Source organism: Frankia alni ACN14a (assembly GCF_000058485.1).
GTDB classification, from domain to species: Bacteria; Actinomycetota; Actinomycetes; order Frankiales; family Frankiaceae; genus Frankia; species Frankia alni.
The window spans coordinates 1512798-1531841 of sequence record NC_008278.1 but is presented as its reverse complement, the minus strand read 5'-3'; the positions used below and the strand labels follow the sequence as shown (position 1 = coordinate 1531841).

Sequence of the window (19044 nt, the reverse complement as noted above, 5' to 3'; positions counted from 1 at the left end):
GGCCGCGGCCGGCGCCCGGGATCCTGGCCGGAGCCGGATCCTGGCCGGCGCCGCGGCCTTGGGCAGCGCCGAGGTTCGGCGGGTTCTGCGCTGGCGACGACCCGGTCCGCCGACGGACCAGGGCGCCCGATCGCACCGGAGGTCATGGGCGCGCCTCACGCGGGACCTGCTGCGCAGGTCCGGACGGACCGACACAGGTGACCGGTCCTGGCAGGCGCGCCGTGGTGCCGCCCGGGTTCCGGCGGCGCGGGGCCGACGGCGCCCTGCGCCCTCGGCCCCACCCTGCGCGTCTGCCGCCGGCGGCCCGAAGGCCGCCGCAGCTGTGGTCGGTGTCACTCACCCCCAATGGGCGACACGGGCCAGCCGGCAGCACGCCCCCGGTACCGGATCATCCGAAGACACCCGCCAACCTGCGGTACAGCGACGGCACCGCGCCGTGGACCCGCACCGCGCCGAGCAGCCACCCTGGGACCCAGACCTCCGCGCTACCCCGTCCCGCCGCCGCCAGCATGCGCTCGGCGACCAGCGCGGCCGGGATCGGCCGCGGCCATCGCCGCACGTACGGCGCACCGCGGCGGTGGAAGAACGGGGTGTCGACGACGCCAGGTAAACACAACGTCACCGTGATGCCGCGTCCGGCGACTTCGGCCCGCAGTGCGTCAGCGAAGCCGACCATCGCCGCCTTCGTCGCGGAGTAGGCCACCTCGCCGCGCACGCCGAGCGCACCGGCGATGCTGCCGACGATCAGGATGCGCCCCTGCCCACGATCCAGCATGGCCGGCAGCATGGCCCGGACGAGCGCCATCGGCGACAGGACGTTGACCGCGACGAGTTCCGCGATCGCCTCCGGCGACATCATGTCGAACGGGCCGGCGGCGCCGAGCCCCGCCGAGCACACCAGCAGGTCGACATCGCCGAGCAGCTCACTGGCCCGGGAGGCGACCGCCACCTCCGAACCGGCGGCCGACAGGTCGACGGAGATGCGGTGACCCTCCGTGGCGGCAGCGACCTCGTCCAGCGCCGCACCGTTGCGGCCGACCAGCAGCGAGCGACAGCCGCCGGCGGCCAGCAGCAGGGCTGCTTCTCGCCCGATGCCACTGGATGCGCCGGTCACGACGGCCGTTCGAGGCGGCCAGGTGGCGGGGGCTGTGCCCGTTCGCGCGGTCCGGTTGGTGAGGACGGTCAACCCTCCCTCACGGAAAGCAGGCCGGGACCGTGTGCTCATGACACACCACTTCCGGTCGTTCCTTTCACGCAGTTCTCCCCCGCGGGCACTGGTTGCACGTCACCTGCTACTTTCCCCACTCATCTCGCCCCGCGTCGCGAGGTGGCCCGACCCAGCGTGATCGGCATGGTCCGATGGCACGAGCTCTCCCGTCGGACCACCGCTTCGACCACACTCGATGGCCGTGCCGATCCGGACAGCTACTGCTTCTCAAGCGTCGGACTTCAGGACCCCGGGCGCGCGAGCGCCACCGGGTCCACGACTCCCACCATTTCACCGTCCCGCCGTCGGATCGTCCATGGTCAGATGGGCGACATCGGGGCGGGCGGATCACATGCGCGGCTCCGGACTCCCTATCACACTCCCTCTATCGCCACGGTCCCCGCTATCAGGGCCGCCCGCTATCGCCGGCCGCGGGTGCGGTCCGATTTGACGGTCGTACGATGGATTCGGGATCTTCTGCTGGGACGCGCGAACCGCTTCCCACGGCCGGCCCGGGTATTGGGGCGATTTCCCACCGCATTGCCTACGCCGGAATTACCCGGCGACGATCCGCGGCAGGGCTGTCACCACGACATCACAACCGGCGGGCGCAGGCCCGTCACCTCTGCCGTCAGTACCCTGCCGGCAGTCCGATCGGGTCGCCACCGGAGCAGCCACGTCGGCGCCCAGGTTCATCCGTGGATCGTTCCCGCGCCGGGTCGGGCCGGTCCGCGACGTACGCCGGACAGGCTGGTGGGGCATCGTCCGAGCACTGATCCATCCTCCACACGACGACCACCCTACCGCCTTCGACAAACGTGATCGAAAGCGGCATTTCTCCGAACCTAATGGACGGACCGCCGGGCGTGGATATCACCCGCCACGGTGACATCCGACACATGTGCCCCGAAGTTGCATCACGGGAGGTCCGACAGTGGTCGCCGGCACGACGACGGAGGCACGTTCGGTGGCCGCCGGGGGTGCTGACTACCCCAATCGGACACTCAACCGCACCAGTCGATCACCCGCACGAATGCCGGTTCAATCCACTCATCCATCCAGCGGATGGACTACCCCGGGTGGATGCCCGACGGATTCGGCCCACCGATCCGGGTGACCCCGACTCCCCGCACACCGGGAAGCGAGGATGCGGAAGAAACCGACGCGGACAGCGCCCCGGATGTCGCGGATTCCACGCACGATCCGGTGGTCCCGGTGGACCGGGCGCCCTCGCCCCCGCCCGGTCGGCAGGCGGTTCCCGGCGGCCAGGGCACCGGTTCCTCGGCGCCGAGGGCGGCGAGCGCGGCGGCCACGATCTCGCGACGCTCGGCGGCAGAGACCAGCGGCCGCATGCTCTGCGGCAGCCGGGCCGCCACGCTGCGCAGCGCCGCCGAGCAGAGCGGCTCCCCGCGGCCGGCCGCCCCGATCGGGCCGGACCCACCGAAGGCGGCCAGCGCGTCGCCGGGACCCACCCCGGCGACACCCCCGCCCCTGACAGCCCCGGCGCCGTCGGCGTCCTCGGCGCGGGCCTGGGCGTGGGCGCGCTCGAGCGCCATCCCGAGGATCCCCGCGCGCAGCGCGCCGACCGCGCAGTGCGCCCGCAGCAGCCGCAGGTCCGACGGCGCCGGACCGGCGAGCGCCCCGACCAGGGCCTGCTGCAGGGAGAGCATGTCACTCTTGCCGATCTTGCGGTGAATCACCGAGGGATCGTTGACGAAGGCGAGCAGGACGCCGCCGGGGCCGGCCATGATGTCGACCATCCGCTCCAGCAGGACCCGGGCGCTCGGCGCCGGCGACTGGTGGACCAGCTCGACCAGCCGGCCCAGCTCGGAGACGAAGGGCTCCAGCAGCGCGTCGAGGATGGTCTCCTTCGACGGGAAGTGGTAATAGAGTGCCGCCTTCGTCACGCCGAGTCGCTCGGAGATGTCCCTCACAGACGTGCCGGCATACCCTTGCTCTCCGAAGAGGCTCACCGCCGCGGCGAGGATCCGCGACCTGGTATCGCTCGCTGACCCGGGTGACGTCGACTCGACCATGGCAGCCCTGCACCCCTCCGATCGAGTCCGCGACGAATGTTACCCTCAACCTTACCTACTAAACGACCGGTAAGTTCCCAGGTAGCAGGCAACAATCGCTGCCGATCAAGACGTCGCAGGTGACGACACCGACCGATCATCAACGCTCGAGGGGAAACCGTGGCTTCGCTCGCCCGATGGTGCTTCAGGCACCGCTGGCTCGTACTACTCCTGTGGATCGTCGCAATCATCGGCCTCGGGGGGATCAGCCAGGCGGCCGGAAGCGACTACAAGGACGCCTTCTCCCTGCCCGGCACCGACTCGCAGAAGGCGATCGACCTGCTGCAGCGCGACTTCCCGGCCGCTTCGGGAGACAGCGCCACCATCGTGCTGCACAGCAAGAACGGCGCCCCCATCACCGACCCGGCCCTGAAGGCGCCGGTGGCGGAGATGCTCGACAAGCTGGCCAAGGTCCCGCACGTCTCGGACGTCGGCAGCCCCTACGGCCCGCGCGGGGCCTCGCAGGTCAGCAAGGACGGGCTCACCGCCTTCGCCACGATCGACTTCGACGAGCAGGGCATCGACCTGCCCAAGGACGACATCCAGCAGCTCGTCGACACCGCCCGCGGCTACGGCTCCAGCACCCTGCAGGTCGAGGCCACCGGTCAGGTCGTGTCGATCACCGAGCAGCAGCAGCAGAGCTACAGCGAGCTCATCGGCATCGTCGCCGCGGCGATCATCCTGTTCATCGCCTTCGGCTCGCTGCTGGCCATGACGCTGCCGCTGATCACCGCCATCGTCGCGCTCGGGGTCGGCAGCCTGCTGATCATCCTGCTCTCGCACGTGCTCACCATCGCCGAGTTCAGCCCGATCCTGGCGACCCTGATCGGCCTCGGCGTGGGGATCGACTACGCGCTGTTCATCGTCAACCGGCACCGCATCGGCCTGCGGGCCGGCAAGTCGCCCGAGGAGGCCGCGGTCACCGCGGTGAACACCTCGGGCCGCGCCGTGCTGTTCGCCGGCATCACGGTCTGCATCGCGCTGCTCGGCATGTTCGCCCTCGGGGTGAGCTTCCTGTACGGCGTGGCGATCTCGGCGGCGGTGGCCGTCGCGATGACCATGGCGGCGGCCGTCACGCTGCTGCCCGCCCTGCTGGGCTTCTACGGCATGCGGGTGCTGAACAAGCGCGACCGACGCAAGCTCGCCGACAGCGGCCCGGAGTACGAGAACACCGGGGGCTTCTGGTGGCGCTGGGCCAAGGGCATCGAGCGCCGGCCCCAGTTGTTCGCCGTCATCAGCGCCGTGGTGATCCTCGTCATCGCGATCCCGTTCTTCTCGCTGCGGCTCGGCTCCTCCGACCTCGGCAACGGCGACACCTCGAAGACCACCAAGCGCGGGTACGACCTGCTCGCCGACGGGTTCGGCCCCGGCTTCAACGGCCCGTTCACGATCGTCGCGGAGATCAAGTCCCCGCAGGACACCGCCAACCTCAACGCCGTGGTGAAGGCGGCCCGCGCCACCCCGGGCGTCGCGTCGGTGTCGGAGCCACGGCCGAGCCCGAACGGCCAGGCGGCGATCGTCTCCCTGTACCCGACGACGAGCCCGCAGGCCGAGGACACCTCGAAGCTGCTGAAGAAGCTGCGCGACGACGTCGTCCCGCAGGCCAACCGGTCCGGCACCGGGATCTACGTCGGCGGTATCACGGCGATCTTCGAGGACTTCTCCAGCACGCTGTCGAGCAAGCTGCCGCTGTTCATCGGCATCGTGGTCGTGCTCGCCTTCCTGCTGCTGGTCGCGGTCTTCCGCAGCCTGCTGGTCCCCTTGACGGCGTCCGTGATGAACCTGCTCGCCGTCGGCGCGGCCTTCGGCGTCGTCGTCGCGGTGTTCCAGTGGGGCTGGGGATCGTCGGTGTTCAGCATCAGCGGCGGCCCGGTCGAGGCGTTCATCCCGGTCATCCTGTTCGCGATCCTGTTCGGCCTGTCCATGGACTACGAGGTGTTCCTGGTCAGCCGGATGCACGAGGAGTGGACCGCGCGCCGGGACAACCGGCTCGCCGTCTCGCTCGGGCAGGCCGAGACCGGCCGGGTCATCTCCGCCGCCGGCGCCATCATGACCCTGGTGTTCGCCTCGTTCATCCTCGGCGACGAACGCGTCATCAAGTTGATGGGGCTCGGGCTCGCGAGCGCGATCGTGATCGACGCGTTCATCATCCGAACCATCCTCGTGCCCTCGCTCATGCACATCTTCGGCAAGGCGAACTGGTGGGTGCCGGCCTGGCTCGACCGGATCCTGCCGCGGATCTCCGTCGAGTCCGCCGATGACATCGAGGAGTTGGCGCACACCCCGCTGCCCGCGGACGCGCTGACCTCCGCCGGCCAGCCGGTCGGCACCGGCGGTCACGTCCGACAGGTCCCCGGCCAGCCGGCGCGGGAGCAGGACAGTCCCCGGACGGGGGAACCCACCCACTGAGCGGACTTTCCGACTCGCACCACTCGCACCACCTGCACCACCCGGAGCCCCGGCGGGTAGGTCCCCGCCGGGGCTCCGGCATGTGCGGGGTCAGGCCGTGGTGAAGCCGTCGGCGATTGTCAGCGCCTCGTCGAGGATGGCCAGACCGGTCCGCGCGTCCGCCACGGAGATGGTGCACGGCGGGACCACGTGCACCCGGTTGAAGTGGGTGAACGGCCACAGGCCGCGCTCGCGGCAGGCCGCGGCGACCGCACCCATCGGGGCCGCGGCCGGGCCCGCGGCGTTGAACGGCACGAGCGGCTCGCGGGTGGCGCCGTCGCGGACCAGCTCCAGCGCCCAGAACACCCCGAGCCCGCGGACCTCGCCGACCGACGGATGGTTCGCCGCCAGCTTCGCCAGCCCCGGCCCGATGACCTCGGTGCCGAGCATCCGCACGTGGTCGAGGATCCCCTCCGCCTCGAACGCCTCGATCGAGGCGACCGCCGCGGCGCAGCCCAGCAGGTGCCCCGAGTAGGTCAGCCCGCCCGGGTAGGGGCGCTCGGCGAAGGCGTCGGCGAGATGCGGGGCGAGGATCACCCCGCCAAGCGGGACGTAGCCGGAGTTCACGCCCTTGGCGAAGCAGATCAGATCCGGGACGACCCCCCAGTGGTCGACGGCGAACCACTCGCCGCACCGGCCGAAGCCGGACATCACCTCGTCGGCGATGAACACGATGCCGTGGGTGTCGCACAGCTCACGCACCCCGGCGAGGTACCCCGGCGGCGGCACCAGGATCCCGTTCGTGCCGACGACCGGCTCGACGATGATCGCCGCGATCGTCGCGGGGCCCTCCAGCGCGATCACCTCCGCGAGGTGGGCGAGCGCGCGGTCGGACTCCTCGGCGGCGTCGACGGCGTGGAACGGCGAGCGGTACGGGTAGGGCCCGAAGAAGTGCACCACGCCGGGGATCCCCGGTTCGCTGGGCCAGCGTCGCGGCTCCCCGGTCAGGGTGATCGAGCCGCCGGTCGCGCCGTGGTACGAGCGGTAGGCGGCGAGGATCTTGTGGCGGCCGGTGGCGAGCCGGGCGATGCGCACCGCGTTCTCGGTGGCCTCGGCCCCGCCATTGGTGAAGAAGACGCGGTCGAGGTCGCCCGGCGCGCGTTCGGCGATGAGGCGCGCGGCGCGGGAACGCACCTCGTGGGCGTGGAACGGCGCGACGGTCGTCAGCGAACGGGCCTGCGCGGCGATCGCCTCGACCACCGCCGGGTGCTGGTGGCCGATGTTGGCGTTGACCAGCTGCGAGGAGAAGTCCAGGTAGCGGCGGCCGGACTCGTCCCAGAACCAGCTTCCCTCGGCGCCGGCGACGACCACCGGGTCGAGGCTGGCCTGGGCCGACCAGGAGTGGAACACGTGCCGACGATCGTCGGCGTACGCCTCGCTGCGGCCGGCGACGTCGGGGCTGGCGGGGGTGGCGGGGGTGGCGGGGGTGGCCGGGGTGGTCGTCAAGGGATCGGGTCCTCTCCTCGTCGTCGGCGTCCCGCGGGTGGGACCGCCCGGTCCGGGCGGACGCGCCGCGCGCCCGCCGACCCGGGTTCGGGCCGGCGGGCGCGCGGCGGTGGGACGGGTCAGCCGCCGCCCGGGTTCAGGGTGACGGTCAGCGGCTTGAAACTCGACCCGGTGACGTCGACGCCGTCCGCCCTGAGCGACGCCAGCGCCTGCTGGACGTACTGGTTGGTGTAGGCGAGGCCCTCGGGGGCCTTGGTGAGGACGGTCTGGCCGTCGGCGTTCTTCGTCGCCCTGGCGATCTGGACGGTCCGGTCCCAGGCCGCCTTGTCGACCATCCCGATGCCGCCCGGTGACGGCCAGACCAGCTTGTTGACCTCGTTGGTCTGCCAGAGCTGGTGGCTGGCGCCGAGCTTGGAGCCGGCGGCGACGACCAGGTCGCGGCATTCCTGGGCGTGGTCGCGGCAGTAGATCCAGCCGCGCAGCGAACCGGTCAGGAACTTCGTCGCGGTCTGCTGGTACGCCGGGTCCTTCTGGAGCTTGTCGGTGGACGCCCACACCGCGTCCTGGAGCATGGCGGTGCCGACGTCGTTCCAGTCGACGACGGTGAAGTCCGACGGCTTGTACAGCTCGCCGGTCTTCGGGTTCTTCGCCTCCAGCACCTGGGCGTACTCGTTGTAGCTCATCGCCTGGGCGGCGTCGATGTCGCCGGAGAGCAGCGCGTTCATGTCGAACTGCTGCTGGACGAGGGTGACGTCCCCGCCGGGGTCGAGCCCGGCCTTCGTCATGCCGGCGAACAGCTCGTACTCGTTGCCGAAGCCCCAGTTGCCGACCTTCTTGCCCTTGAGGTCGGCCGGCCCGCCGATGCCGGCGTCGGCGAAGCTGACCTGCCGGGTGCCGGAGCGCTGAAAGATCTGCGCGATGTCGGTGATCTGCGCGCCCTGCTCACGGGAGGCCAGCGCCTTCGGCACCCAGGCGACGGCGAAGTCGGCCTGCCCCTGCGCCAGCACCGTCTGCGGCACGATGTCCGTGCCGCCCTCCAGCAGGCTGACGTCAAGACCGGCGTCGCGGTAGAAGCCCTTCTCCTTCGCCGCGATGTAGCCGGCGAACTGCGCCTGGGTGAACCACTGCAACTGCAGCTTCACCGGGGTGAGCTTCGCCCCGGTGCCGGTCGTCGACGCGGCCGAGCCGCTGCTGCCCCCGTCCGAGCCGCAGGCGGCCAGGGCCAGCACCGCGGCCAACCCGGCCGCGAGCCCGCCCAGCATCCTTTTCCTTCTCATGTCGCTCCCACTGTCCCTCGTGAATAAGTGCAGGCGCCCGTGAACAAATGCAGGCCCTCGTCGATGAGTGCCGGCCCTCGTGCGTGAATGCCGGGTCGGGTAGGTACGCCGGATTCCCGGTTCGTGGTAGGTGGAGTTATCGGCCGCCATGCCGGCGCCAGGGCGTCGCCGCCCGCTCCACCGCCAGGACGACCAGGTAGAACAGCAGGCCGAGCAGGCAGGCCGCGACGACGAACGCCCAGGCCCGGGGGTAGGCGCTGTTCGCCGCCGCCGAGGTGATCCGCGATCCGAGGCCGTTCTGCCGGCCGCCGAAGTACTCGGCGACGACCGCGGCGATGACCGCGAGCGACGAGGCCAGCCGCAGCCCGGTGAAGAAGAACGGCAGCGCCCCGGGCAGCGACACGGTCCGGGCGAACCGCCAGGGCCCGACCGCGAGGCTGCGCATGAGCTCGCGGTGCACCGGGGCGACCTCACGCAGCCCGCGGGCGGTGTTGACGAACACCGGGAAGAACACGACGACCGCGACCACCGCACGCCGCGGCACCGACGACGTCGTCGAGAACATCGCGTTGAACAGCGGGGCCAGCACGATGATCGGAATGGCGTTCATCGCGGCGGCGACCGGGGCGAGCATTCCGTCGATCAACCGGGAGCGCGCCGCCACGACCGCCGCGACCAGCCCCGCGATCGCGCCAAGGGCCAACCCCACCGCCGCGTTGACCCCGCTGACCCACGCCGCCGACCGGATCGGACCGGTGTGCTCGCGGAACTGGTGGGCGATCGCCGACGGGCTCGGCAGCAGGTAGGGCTGCACGTCGCCCAGGTCGACGAACGCCTGCCAGGCGCCGAGGACGACGACCGCGACGACGAGCGGTGGCAGGAACACCCGGCCGCGGGCCAGCACCCGGGCGGGCAGCCGAACCCCGCTCACGAGACCCCGACCCCGCTGGAGTCGCCGGCGCGCAGCGCCTCGCGCACGGCGGTGACCGCGGCGAAGAACTCGGGCTGCTCCCGCAGGTCGGTGCTGTCGACGCCGCGGCCCGCGCCGGTCCGCGCCGCCAGCTCCACCGCAACCATGGCCGTGATCCGCCCCGGCCGCGCCGACATCACCGCCACCCGGTCGGAGAGGAACACCGCCTCGGGGATCGAGTGGGTGACGAGGATGACGGTGGTCCCGGTCTCCCGCCGGATGCGGGCGAGTTCGGCCTGCATGCGCTCGCGGGTCATCTCGTCGAGGGCGCCGAACGGCTCGTCGAGCAGCAGCAGCCGGGGCCGCTCGGCCAGCGCGCGGGCGATGGCCACCCGTTGCTGCATGCCGCCGGAGAGCTGGTCGGGCCAGTGGCCGGCGAAGTCCGCGAGCCCGACCAGGTCGAGCAGCTCCCGGGCGCGGGCGCGGCGCTCGGCCTTGCGCATCCCGTGGACCTGCAGCGGCAGTTCGACGTTGCCGAGCACGGTGCGCCAGCCGAACAGGCCGGCCTGTTGGAAGGCGATGCCGTAGTCCTGGTCGAGGCGGGCCTGACGCGCCGGCCGGCCGCCGACGAGGATCTCCCCGCGGGTCGGCGGGATCAGGTCGGCGACCAGCCGCAGCAGCGTCGACTTCCCGCAGCCGGACGGTCCGATCAGCGAGACGAACTCGCCGCGGGTGACCGTCAGGTCGATGTCCGTCAGCGCCACGGTGGGCGCCGCCCCGGCGACGTCGAACGCCTTCGTCACCCCGCGCACCACCACCGCCGCGTCCGGGGTGGCTGTTGCGGCCGGGGTGGCCGGGGTGGCCGGGGTGGCCGGGGTGGCCGGGGTGGCCGGGGTGGCCGGGGTGGCCGGGGTGGCCGGGGTGGCCGGGGTGGCCGGGGTGGCCGGCGCCGCGTCCGCCGCCTCGGCCGTGCCCGCCGCCTCGGCCGTGCCCGCCGCCGGGATGGGCTGCGCCGTCATGCCGCTCGTCCTCGCTTCCGTGCGCCGCCCGCGCGGGCCGTCAGGCATGACGACCCCACCGGCGGCCGACCGCCGCTTCCAGCAACGCCACCGCGGCGGCCATGACCAGCCCGGTGACCGCGGCGCCGAGCACCGCGTCGTACAGCCGGGTCGCGTCGCTGCTCGCCGACATGGAGTAGTCGATGATCAGTCGCCCGACGCCGCCGCGGGTGCCGGTGGAGATCTCGGCGACGACCGTGCCGATCACCGCCGAGGCGGCCGCGAGCCGCAGCGCCGGCATCAGGTACGGCACCGAGGCCGGCAGCCGCAGCCGGATCAGCGTCTGCCACCACGACGCCGCGTAGCTGCGCATCAGCTCCACCGACTCCGCCGCCGGCGCCTGCAACCCGCGCAGCATCCCGACGGCGACGGGGAAGAACGCCAGGTAGGCGGCGATCAGCGCCACCGACATCCAGCGCTGCCATTCCAGGCCGCCCAGGTGCAGCCGGCCGCCCCAGCCGGCCACCAGCGGGGCGAGCGCGACCAGCGGGACGGTCTGGCTGGCGATCACGTACGGCAGCAGCCCGCGTTCCAGCACCCGCAGGCGGGCCATCGCGACGGCGAGCAGCACGCCGACGGCGACCCCGACCCCGAAGCCGGCGAGCGCCACCCGCAACGAGAACCACATGCCGCGCAGCACCGACTCCCCGACGGTGCGGTCGTCGCGCAGGCTGAGCTCGGGCCGGCCCAGCTCGGCCAGCACCGACCAGACGTGCGGCATGGCCGTGTCCGTGGTCCGCGGCAGCACCGGAGCGCCGAACAGCCGGGTGCCCTGCGGCGACCCGATCGCCTTGTAGCCCTCCCACACGGCGCACAGCAGCACGATCGCGACGAGCGCGAGGACACCCCGGCGCAGTCGGTCCCGCACCGCGGCCGCGGCCGAGGCCTGCCGTCGCGGCGGCAGGCCGAACGGGTCGGGGCCCGCGAGGTCGCCGGCGGGCGGGGACCCGGTGGCGGGACCGGCCGCGGTCGCCGCCGCGGCCGTCGACAGGGCGGCGTCGGTCATCCGCCCGCCGCCTCAGTCGGGTCGTCTGTCGACACTACGGCGGGCGGCACCGCGGGCGGCGTCGCCGACGGCGCCGAGGTCGCCGGGGCGATCGGGGCGGGAGGCTGGGTGCCGGCGCTGGTCGCGCGGACCGTCCCGGCGACGGCGGGGATCACCGTCTCGCCGTAGGCCTCCAGGGTCGCGACCTTGGCGTCGTGCTGCAGGTAGACGGCGAACTGGTCGACACCGAGCTCGGCGAGCTGCGCCAGCCGCTCGATGTGGGCCTCGGGCGGGCCGAGCAGGCAGAACCGGTCGACGATCTCGTCGGGGACGAACGTGGTGTGGGCGTTGCCGGCCCGGCCGTGCTCGTTGTAGTCGTAGCCCGTGCGCCCGGCGATGTAGCTGGTCAGCGCGGTCGGCACGGAGCCGTTCGCGCCGTAGCGGGCGACGAGGTCGGCGACGTGGTTGCCGACCATCCCGCCGAACCAGCGGCACTGGTCGCGCTGGTGGGCCAGCGACAGCGGGTCCGCGGCGCCGACGTAGGCGGGGGCGGCGACGCAGAACCTCACCGCCGCCGGGTCTCGCCCGGCCTGTTCGGCGGCCCGGCGCACCGCCCGGATGGTCCAGGCGGCGATGTCGGGGTCGGCGAGCTGGAGGATGAACCCGTCGCCGATCTCCCCGGTCAGCGCCAGCGCCTTCGGCCCGTAGGCGGCGATCCAGATGTCGAGCCGGCTCGCCGCGCCCCACGGGAAACGCACGGTGCTGCCGCCGACCTGCGCGCTACGCCCGTTCGCGAGCTCCCGCACGACGCCGACGCACTCGCGCAGCGTCGCCAGCGACACGGGTTTGCCGTTGAGGACCCGCACGGCCGAGTCGCCCCGGCCGATCCCGCAGATCGTCCGGTTGCCGAACATCTCGTTGAGGGTGGCGAACAGCGACGCCGTGACCGTCCAGTCCCGCGTCGCCGGGTTCGTCACCATCGGCCCGACGAGCACCTTGCGGGTCGCGGCGAGGATCTGGCTGTAGATGACGAACGGCTCCTCCCACAGCAGGTGGGAGTCGAAGGTCCAGATGTGGCTGAAGCCCAGGTTCTCCGCCTGCCGGGCGAGGTCGACCACCCGGGAGGCGGGCGGGTTCGTCTGCAGCACCACTCCGACGTCCACCGGGTCACCTCGTCCGGGGGAAGCCGAGGTCGACCGCGCTCGTCGCCGGGTCGGGCCAGCGGGAGGTGACGACCTTGGTCCGGGTGTAGAAGCGGATCCCGTCCGGGCCGTACATGTGCAGGTCGCCGAACAGCGAACCCTTCCAGCCACCGAAGCTGTAGTAGGCGACCGGCACCGGGATCGGCACGTTGACGCCGACCATCCCGGCCTCGACGTCGGCGGTGAACCGCCGGGCGGCCCCGCCGTCGCGAGTGAAGATCGCCGCGCCGTTGCCGTAGGGGTTGTCCTCGATCAACCGCAGCGCCTCGTCGTAGCCGGCGACCCGGACGACGGCGAGCACCGGGCCGAAGATCTCGTCGGTGTAGACGGCGCTGGTCGGCCGCACGTGGTCGACGAGGCTCGCGCCGAGGAAGAAGCCGGGGCCGCTGGTCGCGGGGTCGGTACGGCCGTCGACGACGACGCTCGCCCCCTGGGCGGTGGCGACGTCGAGGTAGCCGGCGACCCGGTCCCGGTGCGCCGCGGTGATCAGCGGTCCCATCTCGCTGGCCTCGTCGTAGCCGGGTCCCACCCGGATGCCGCGGACCCGCGCGGCGATCGCCTCGACCAGCGGGTCGGCGACCTCCCCGACCGCCACGACCACCGACACCGCCATGCAGCGTTCACCGGCCGAGCCGTAGGCGGCCGACACCGCGGCGTCCGCGGCCGCGGCGATCTCGGCGTCGGGCAGGACGACCAGGTGGTTCTTCGCCCCGCCGAGGGCCTGCACCCGCTTGCCGGCGGCGGTGGCGCGTTCGTAGACGTAGCGGGCGATCGGGGTGGAGCCGACGAAGCTCACCGCGGCGACGTCGGGATGGTCGAGCAGCGCGTCGACGGCGACCTTGTCGCCCTGCACCACGTTGAGCACGCCCGCCGGCAGCCCGGCACGCCCGAGCAGCTCGGCGAGGAACAGCGCCGGGGACGGGTCGCGCTCACTGGGCTTGAGCACGAACGCGTTGCCGCAGACCAGCGCGTTCGCGAGCATCCACAGCGGCACCATCGCCGGGAAGTTGAACGGGGTGATGCCGGCGACGACGCCGAGCGGTTGACGCACCTCGTGGACGTCGACGCCGGCGGAGACCTGCTCCGAGTAGCCGCCGCGCAGCAGGTGCGGGGCGCCGCAGGCGAACTCGACGTTCTCCAGGCCGCGGGCGATCTCGCCGAGCGCGTCGTCGAGGGTCTTGCCGTGCTCGGCGGTCAGCAGCCGGGCGACCTCCTTGCGGCCGGCGTCGAGCAGGTCGCGGAAGCGGAACATCACCTCGGCGCGGCGGCCGAGCGGCGTCGCCCGCCAGCCCGGGGCCGCCGTGCGGGCGGCGGCGACCGCGGCGCGCACCTCCTGCGCCGAGGCGAGCGCGACGCGGGCCTGTTGCTCGCCGGTCGCCGGATTCCACACCGGCGCGTAGCGACCGGCGGCGTCCGCCACCTCGGCCCCACCGATGAGATGGCCGATCGTCCGCATCGCCGCACCTCCCTCTTCCGTGTCAACGCAGGTCAGTGCAGGTCAGGGCAGGTCAGAGCAGTGCAGGTCAGAGCAGGTCACCGCAGGTACTGGGACAGGCCGCGGGGAACGTAGCGGCCGTGGCCGGCGCGGCCGTGGAACTGGCCGTCGGAGACCACGACGGATCCGCGGGAGAGCACCGTGTCGACCTTCCCGGCGATCTCGAAGCCCTCCCAGGCCGAGTGGTCGAGGTTCATGTGGTGGGTGGCGGCGCTGATCGTCGTCGTCGCGTTCGGGTCGTAGACGACGATGTCCGCGTCCGAGCCGGGGGCGACGACACCCTTGCGCGGGTAGAGGCCGAACATCCGCGCCGGGGTGGTCGCGCAGGTCTCGACCCACCGCTGCAGCGAGATCTTCCCGGTGACGACTCCCTGGTAGATCAGGTCGATGCGGTGCTCGACGGTCCCGATCCCGTTGGGGATCTTCGAGAAGTCGCCGCGGCCGAGCTCCTTCTGCTCCTTGAGGCAGAACGGGCAGTGGTCGGTGGAGACGACGGCGAGGTCGTCGGTGCGCAGGCCGCGCCACAGGTCGTCGGCGTGCGGGGCGGTGTTCGTCCGCAGCGGCGGGGAGGCGACGTACCTGGCGCCCTCGAAGCCGGGGGCGCCGAGATGCTCCTCCAGGCTGAGGTACAGGTACTGCGGGCAGGTCTCGGCGAACACGTTGCGCCCGGCGGTGCGGGCGGCGCTGATCACTCCGAGGGCCTCGGAGGCGGACAGGTGCACGAAGTACAGCGGGGGGTTGCCGGCGACCTGGGCGAGCACGGACGCCCGGTGGGTGGCCTCGCCCTCCAGCGCCGGCGGTCTGGTCAGGCCGTGGTGGATCGGATCGGTGTCGCCGCGGGCCAGCGCCTGGGCGACGAGGACGTCGATGGCCAGGCCGTTCTCCGCGTGCATCATGATCGTGGCGCCGGACTCGGCGGCGCGCTGCATCGCCCGCAGGATCTGGCCGTCGTCGCTGAAGAACACGCCCGGGTAGGCCATGAACAGCTTGAAGCTGGTGACGCCCTCGTGGGCGACGAGGGAGTCCATCGCCTTGAGCGCGGCCTCGTCGACCCCACCCATGATCATGTGGAAGCCGTAGTCGATCGCGCACTGCCCGGCGGCCTTGGCGTGCCAGGCGGTCAGGCCCTCCTCGACGACCTCGCCGGTGCGCTGCACGGCGAAGTCGACGATCGTGGTCGTGCCGCCCCAGGCCGCGGCGGCCGAGCCGGTGGCGAACGTGTCGGAGGCCGCTGTGCCGCCGAACGGCAGCTCCATGTGGGTGTGCACGTCGACCCCGCCCGGGATGACGTACTTGCCGGTGGCGTCGATGACCCGATCGGCGTCGACCACCGGCCGGCCGGTGCCGCTCGCTGCCGCCGTCGCGGCGCCGGCCGCGCCCCGGGCGGACGGGTCGATCGGGACCGGCGGGGCGAGCAGGGCGGCCACCGTCTCGCCGTCGACGAGCACGTCGGTCGGGGTCGCGCCGAGCGGTCCGACCAGCGTCCCACCCGTGATGAGCGTCCTCATCGGTCAGCTCCTCCTTGCGGTGGGCGGTCAGGGGGCGGTGAGGTCGCCGTAGGCGTCCGGGCGGCGGTCCCGGTAGAAGGCCCAGCGGTTGCGCACCTCGGCCAGCAGGTCGAGGTCGAGGTCGCGGACCAGCAGCTCGGGCTCGTGCGCGTCGCCGGTGCCGTCGACGAAGGTGCCCTCGGGGTCGACGAAATAGGACGTGCCGTAGAAGTCGTCGTCGCCGAGATCCTCGATCCCGACCCGGTTGATCGCGCCGATGAAGTACTCGTTGGCGACCGCCGCGGCCGGCTGCTCAAGTTTCCACAGATAGTTGGACAGGCCGCGGGACGTCGCCGACGGGTTGAACACGATTTCGGCGCCGTTCAGGCCGAGGGCCCGCCAGCCCTCGGGGAAGTGCCGGTCGTAGCAGATGTAGACGCCGACCCGCCCGATCGCGGTGTCGAAGACCGGGAATCCCAGGTTTCCCGGCCGGAAGTAGAACTTTTCCCAGAACCCGGTCACGTGCGGGATGTGGGTCTTCCGATACTTGCCGAGATAGCGGCCGTCGGCGTCGACGACGGCCGCGGTGTTGTACAGCACGCCGGGCTGCTCCTGCTCGTACATCGGCAGCACCATCACCATGCCGAGTTCGGCGGCCAACGTCTGGAAACGCTCGGTCGTGGGCCCGGGGACCGACTCGGCGTAGGCGTAGTAGGCCGGATCCTGCACCTGGCAGAAGTACGGGCCGTAGAACAGCTCCTGGAAGCAGATCGCCTTCGCCCCGGCGGCGGCGGCGGATCGGGCGTACTCCTCGTGCGCCTTGGTCATGGTTTCCTTGTCGCCGGTCCAGCGGGCCTGGACGAGAGCGGCTCGAATCACCCTGGACATGCCTGCACCACCCCTGTCGCCGGCCCGCCGGGCCACCGCGCGTTCGCCCCGACGGTCTGCCGTAGAAATCTGTTGTGTCAGATTCGCCGTGTACCGCTTCCACGCACCGCCGCGCACCGCCGCGGACCGGTCCGGCGCTGTTCGCCGTACCCCGTCGCCGGTCCACGCACGCCGGTCCGCACACGCCGGAGGATCGGTTTTGCGTGACCGCAGACTACTGTCACACTTCAACCCGGACAATCGTCCTGTTGTTACCATTTGTTACAGGCGGGGGACGAACGCCATGCTCGAACTGATCGCCGCCGCGGTGGACGACCGCTCCGCGCGAGGCATCGCCGGGGCGGTGAGCCGGCTGGTCTCCGCGGGGAGCCTGCCCGGCGGGACCCGGCTGCCCACCGTGCGGGAACTGGCCGCGATCCTCGGCACGAGCCCGACCACGGTGAGCCAGGCCTGGCGCACGCTGGCCCGCGCCGGGGTCATCGTGCCGCGCGGGCGGGCGGGGACCTTCGTGCTGGAGGGCGCCGCGCCCACCGTCGGCGGGGCGCGGCGCTACCGGCGGGTCACCCGCAGCCCCGGCCGGATCGGGCGGGACTACTCCACCGGCACCCCCGACCCGGCGCTGCTGCCCGACCTGGCCCCCGTGCTGGCCCGGATCGCCCGCGGCAACCTGACCACCAGCTACCTCGACGACCCCGTGCTGCCCGGGCTGGAATCAGCGCTTCGGGCCCGCTGGCCGTTCTCTCCCGAGGCGATCACGGTGGTCGACGGGGCCATGGACGCCCTCGACCGGGTGACCGGTGCGCTGGTCGGCTACGGCAGCCGGGTGATGGTGGAGAACCCCTGCTTCCCGCCGCTGCTCGACCTGCTGGAACTGGTCGGCGCGGAGGTCGTCGCGCTGCCCTCGGACGCCGCCGGGGTGCGTCCCGACGCGGTGCGCGAGGCCCTGGCCACCCACCCGGTCGCGCTGTACCTGCAGCCGCGGGCGCAGAACCCGACCGGGGTGAGCATGACCGAGCACCGCGCCCGCGAACTCGCCGAGCTGCTCGCCGGCACCGGGGTGACCGTGATCGAGGACGACCACGCCGGCGACGTGGCCCTCGCGGCACCGGTGAGCCTCGGCCGCCACCTGCCGGCGTCCTGCGTGCACATCCGCAGCTTCTCCAAGAGTCACGGGCCGGACCTGCGCCTGGCCGCCGTCGGCGGAGTCGCCGCCACCGTCGAGGCGGTGGCCACCCGCCGGCTGCTCGGCCCGGGCTGGTCGAGCCGGCTGCTGCAGGCCGTCCTCGCCGAGCTGCTGGAGGACCCGGCCACCGAACGCACCCTCGCCGACGCCCGCGCCCGCTACTGCGCGCGCCGGGAACGGATGCTCGACGCGCTCGACGCGCGCGGGGTGCGGGCGGTCGGCGCGGACGGCATCAACCTGTGGATCGACGTCGCCGACGAACAGGTCGCCCTGGTCGCGCTCGCCGCCCGCGGCATCGGGGCCGCGCCCGGCACGCCCTTCGAGGCGGCCCCGCTCGACGGCGACCACCTGCGCGTCACCGTCGGGCTCGTCGCCGACGAGCTCATCGAGGCGACCGCCGACGCGCTCGCCGACGCCGCCCAGGTCTGACGCCCCCCAGCCGCCGAACCGCACCACGCCACGCCCCGCCCCGCCACGGCACGGCATGCCGCACCGCGCCTGGCTGACTCGACGGCCGGCCTACTCGACGCCGCCGCGGATGAGCCGGGCGGTCTCCCGGGCGATCCGGGTCAGCGACTCCTGCGGCAGCTCGGCCTCGGCGGTCGACGCGCTGACCTGCGACCCCGGTTGCAGGCCGAGATAGACGGCCGCGGCGAGCCCGGCGCCGATCGCCGGCGCCAGGATGAACAGCCAGAGCTGCCCCAGTGCCCAGCTCCCGACGAAGACGGCCGGTCCCAGCGAGCGGGCCGGGTTCACCGAGGTGCCGTCGAGCGGTATGCTGATCAGGTTGCACAGGACGAGGACCAGCCCGATCGCGAGGCCCGCGAAGCCGAACGGCGCCCGGACGTCGGTCGCGCCGAGCACCGTGCCCACCAGCAGCGCGGTGAGCAGGACCTCGACGAGGAAGACGCCGCCGAGGCCGAAACCGCCCGGTGAGTGCACGCCGTAGCCATTGGCACCGAGTCCCTCCAGGCCGGGCGAGTATCCGAACGGCCCCGCGTCGGCGAGCAGCCAGACCGTGCCCGCGGCGACGATCGCACCCACGCACTGTGCCGCGACGTAGCCGAACGCATGCCTCGGTTCGATCTTCCGACACAGCAACAGCCCGAGGGTCACCGCCGGGTTCACGTGACAGCCGGAGATCGGCCCGATCACGTACACCAACACCAGCAGCGCAAGCCCGAACGCCAGCGCGACCCCGAGCACGCCCACGGCGTCGCGGGCCAGCACCGCCGTCCCCACTCCGCCGAGGACCAGCACGAATGTTCCGAGACCTTCGACCAGGTACCTGCGCACTCGGCACCCCCTCCGCCGCCGGGACCGCCCCGGCAGCAGCCGGGCGGCACGTCCACCTAGTTACTCCAAGCGCCTGAATCGTTCCAC

14 protein-coding genes are annotated in these 19044 nt (G+C 72.6%); 2 read left to right on the top strand and 12 right to left on the bottom strand.

Going from position 1 to position 19044, the window contains the following annotated elements; genetic code table 11:
• Positions 1-388 precede the first annotated feature (388 nt).
• Positions 389-1225: an SDR family NAD(P)-dependent oxidoreductase gene (locus FRAAL_RS06215; protein ID WP_041938915.1), complete on the bottom strand. Its 837-nt coding sequence runs from the start codon at positions 1223-1225 to the stop codon at positions 389-391.
• Between the two features lie 1052 nt (positions 1226-2277).
• Positions 2278-3243: a TetR/AcrR family transcriptional regulator gene (locus FRAAL_RS30225; protein ID WP_011602620.1), complete on the bottom strand. Its 966-nt coding sequence runs from the start codon at positions 3241-3243 to the stop codon at positions 2278-2280.
• Positions 3244-3402: 159 nt separating this feature from the next.
• Here FRAAL_RS30225 and FRAAL_RS06205 point away from each other — a divergent pair, with 159 nt between their 5' ends.
• On the top strand, positions 3403-5691 hold the full coding sequence (locus tag FRAAL_RS06205; RefSeq protein WP_011602619.1) for an MMPL family transporter: 2289 nt from the start codon (positions 3403-3405) through the stop codon (positions 5689-5691).
• Between the two features lie 90 nt (positions 5692-5781).
• Here FRAAL_RS06205 and FRAAL_RS06200 read toward each other — a convergent pair whose 3' ends face one another.
• The 9 genes from FRAAL_RS06200 to FRAAL_RS06160 form a co-directional block, all read right to left on the bottom strand.
• Entirely contained in the window at positions 5782-7176 is a 1395-nt protein-coding gene (locus FRAAL_RS06200; protein ID WP_011602618.1) for an aspartate aminotransferase family protein, read from the bottom strand.
• A 119-nt stretch (positions 7177-7295) separates the two neighbouring features.
• Positions 7296-8438, bottom strand: coding sequence for an ABC transporter substrate-binding protein (locus tag FRAAL_RS06195; protein ID WP_231861533.1), 1143 nt, complete (start codon positions 8436-8438; stop codon positions 7296-7298).
• 151 nt (positions 8439-8589) lie between these two features.
• Positions 8590-9384, bottom strand: a complete 795-nt coding sequence (locus tag FRAAL_RS06190; RefSeq protein WP_011602616.1) for an ABC transporter permease — start codon at positions 9382-9384, stop codon at positions 8590-8592.
• Complete coding sequence (locus tag FRAAL_RS06185) at positions 9381-10382, bottom strand: ABC transporter ATP-binding protein (RefSeq protein WP_083866718.1); 1002 nt, start codon at positions 10380-10382, stop codon at positions 9381-9383. The genes FRAAL_RS06190 and FRAAL_RS06185 overlap by 4 nt, the downstream gene beginning before the upstream one ends.
• Positions 10383-10422: 40 nt before the next feature.
• The gene (locus tag FRAAL_RS06180; RefSeq protein WP_011602614.1) at positions 10423-11427 is read right to left on the bottom strand and encodes an ABC transporter permease; all 1005 of its coding nucleotides are present in this window, start codon (positions 11425-11427) and stop codon (positions 10423-10425) included.
• Entirely contained in the window at positions 11424-12569 is a 1146-nt protein-coding gene (locus FRAAL_RS06175) for a TIGR03842 family LLM class F420-dependent oxidoreductase (protein WP_041938913.1), read from the bottom strand. Before FRAAL_RS06175 ends, FRAAL_RS06180 begins: the two co-directional genes overlap by 4 nt.
• A 4-nt stretch (positions 12570-12573) precedes the next feature.
• The gene (locus FRAAL_RS06170) at positions 12574-14064 is read right to left on the bottom strand and encodes a CoA-acylating methylmalonate-semialdehyde dehydrogenase (RefSeq protein WP_011602612.1); all 1491 of its coding nucleotides are present in this window, start codon (positions 14062-14064) and stop codon (positions 12574-12576) included.
• 77 nt (positions 14065-14141) lie between these two features.
• Entirely contained in the window at positions 14142-15611 is a 1470-nt protein-coding gene (hydA, locus tag FRAAL_RS06165) for a dihydropyrimidinase (RefSeq protein ID WP_011602611.1), read from the bottom strand.
• Positions 15612-15638: 27 nt separating this feature from the next.
• Positions 15639-16478, bottom strand: coding sequence for a nitrilase-related carbon-nitrogen hydrolase (locus FRAAL_RS06160; RefSeq protein WP_041938912.1), 840 nt, complete (start codon positions 16476-16478; stop codon positions 15639-15641).
• A 283-nt stretch (positions 16479-16761) separates the two neighbouring features.
• On the opposite strand from FRAAL_RS06160, the gene FRAAL_RS06155 reads away from it, so the two are divergent.
• Complete coding sequence (locus FRAAL_RS06155; protein ID WP_041938911.1) at positions 16762-18090, top strand: aminotransferase-like domain-containing protein; 1329 nt, start codon at positions 16762-16764, stop codon at positions 18088-18090.
• 90 nt (positions 18091-18180) lie between these two features.
• Here the strand turns inward: FRAAL_RS06155 and FRAAL_RS06150 are convergent, their stop codons facing one another.
• Positions 18181-18957, bottom strand: a complete 777-nt coding sequence (locus FRAAL_RS06150) for an aquaporin (RefSeq protein ID WP_041938910.1) — start codon at positions 18955-18957, stop codon at positions 18181-18183.
• Between the last annotated feature and the right edge of the window lie 87 nt (positions 18958-19044).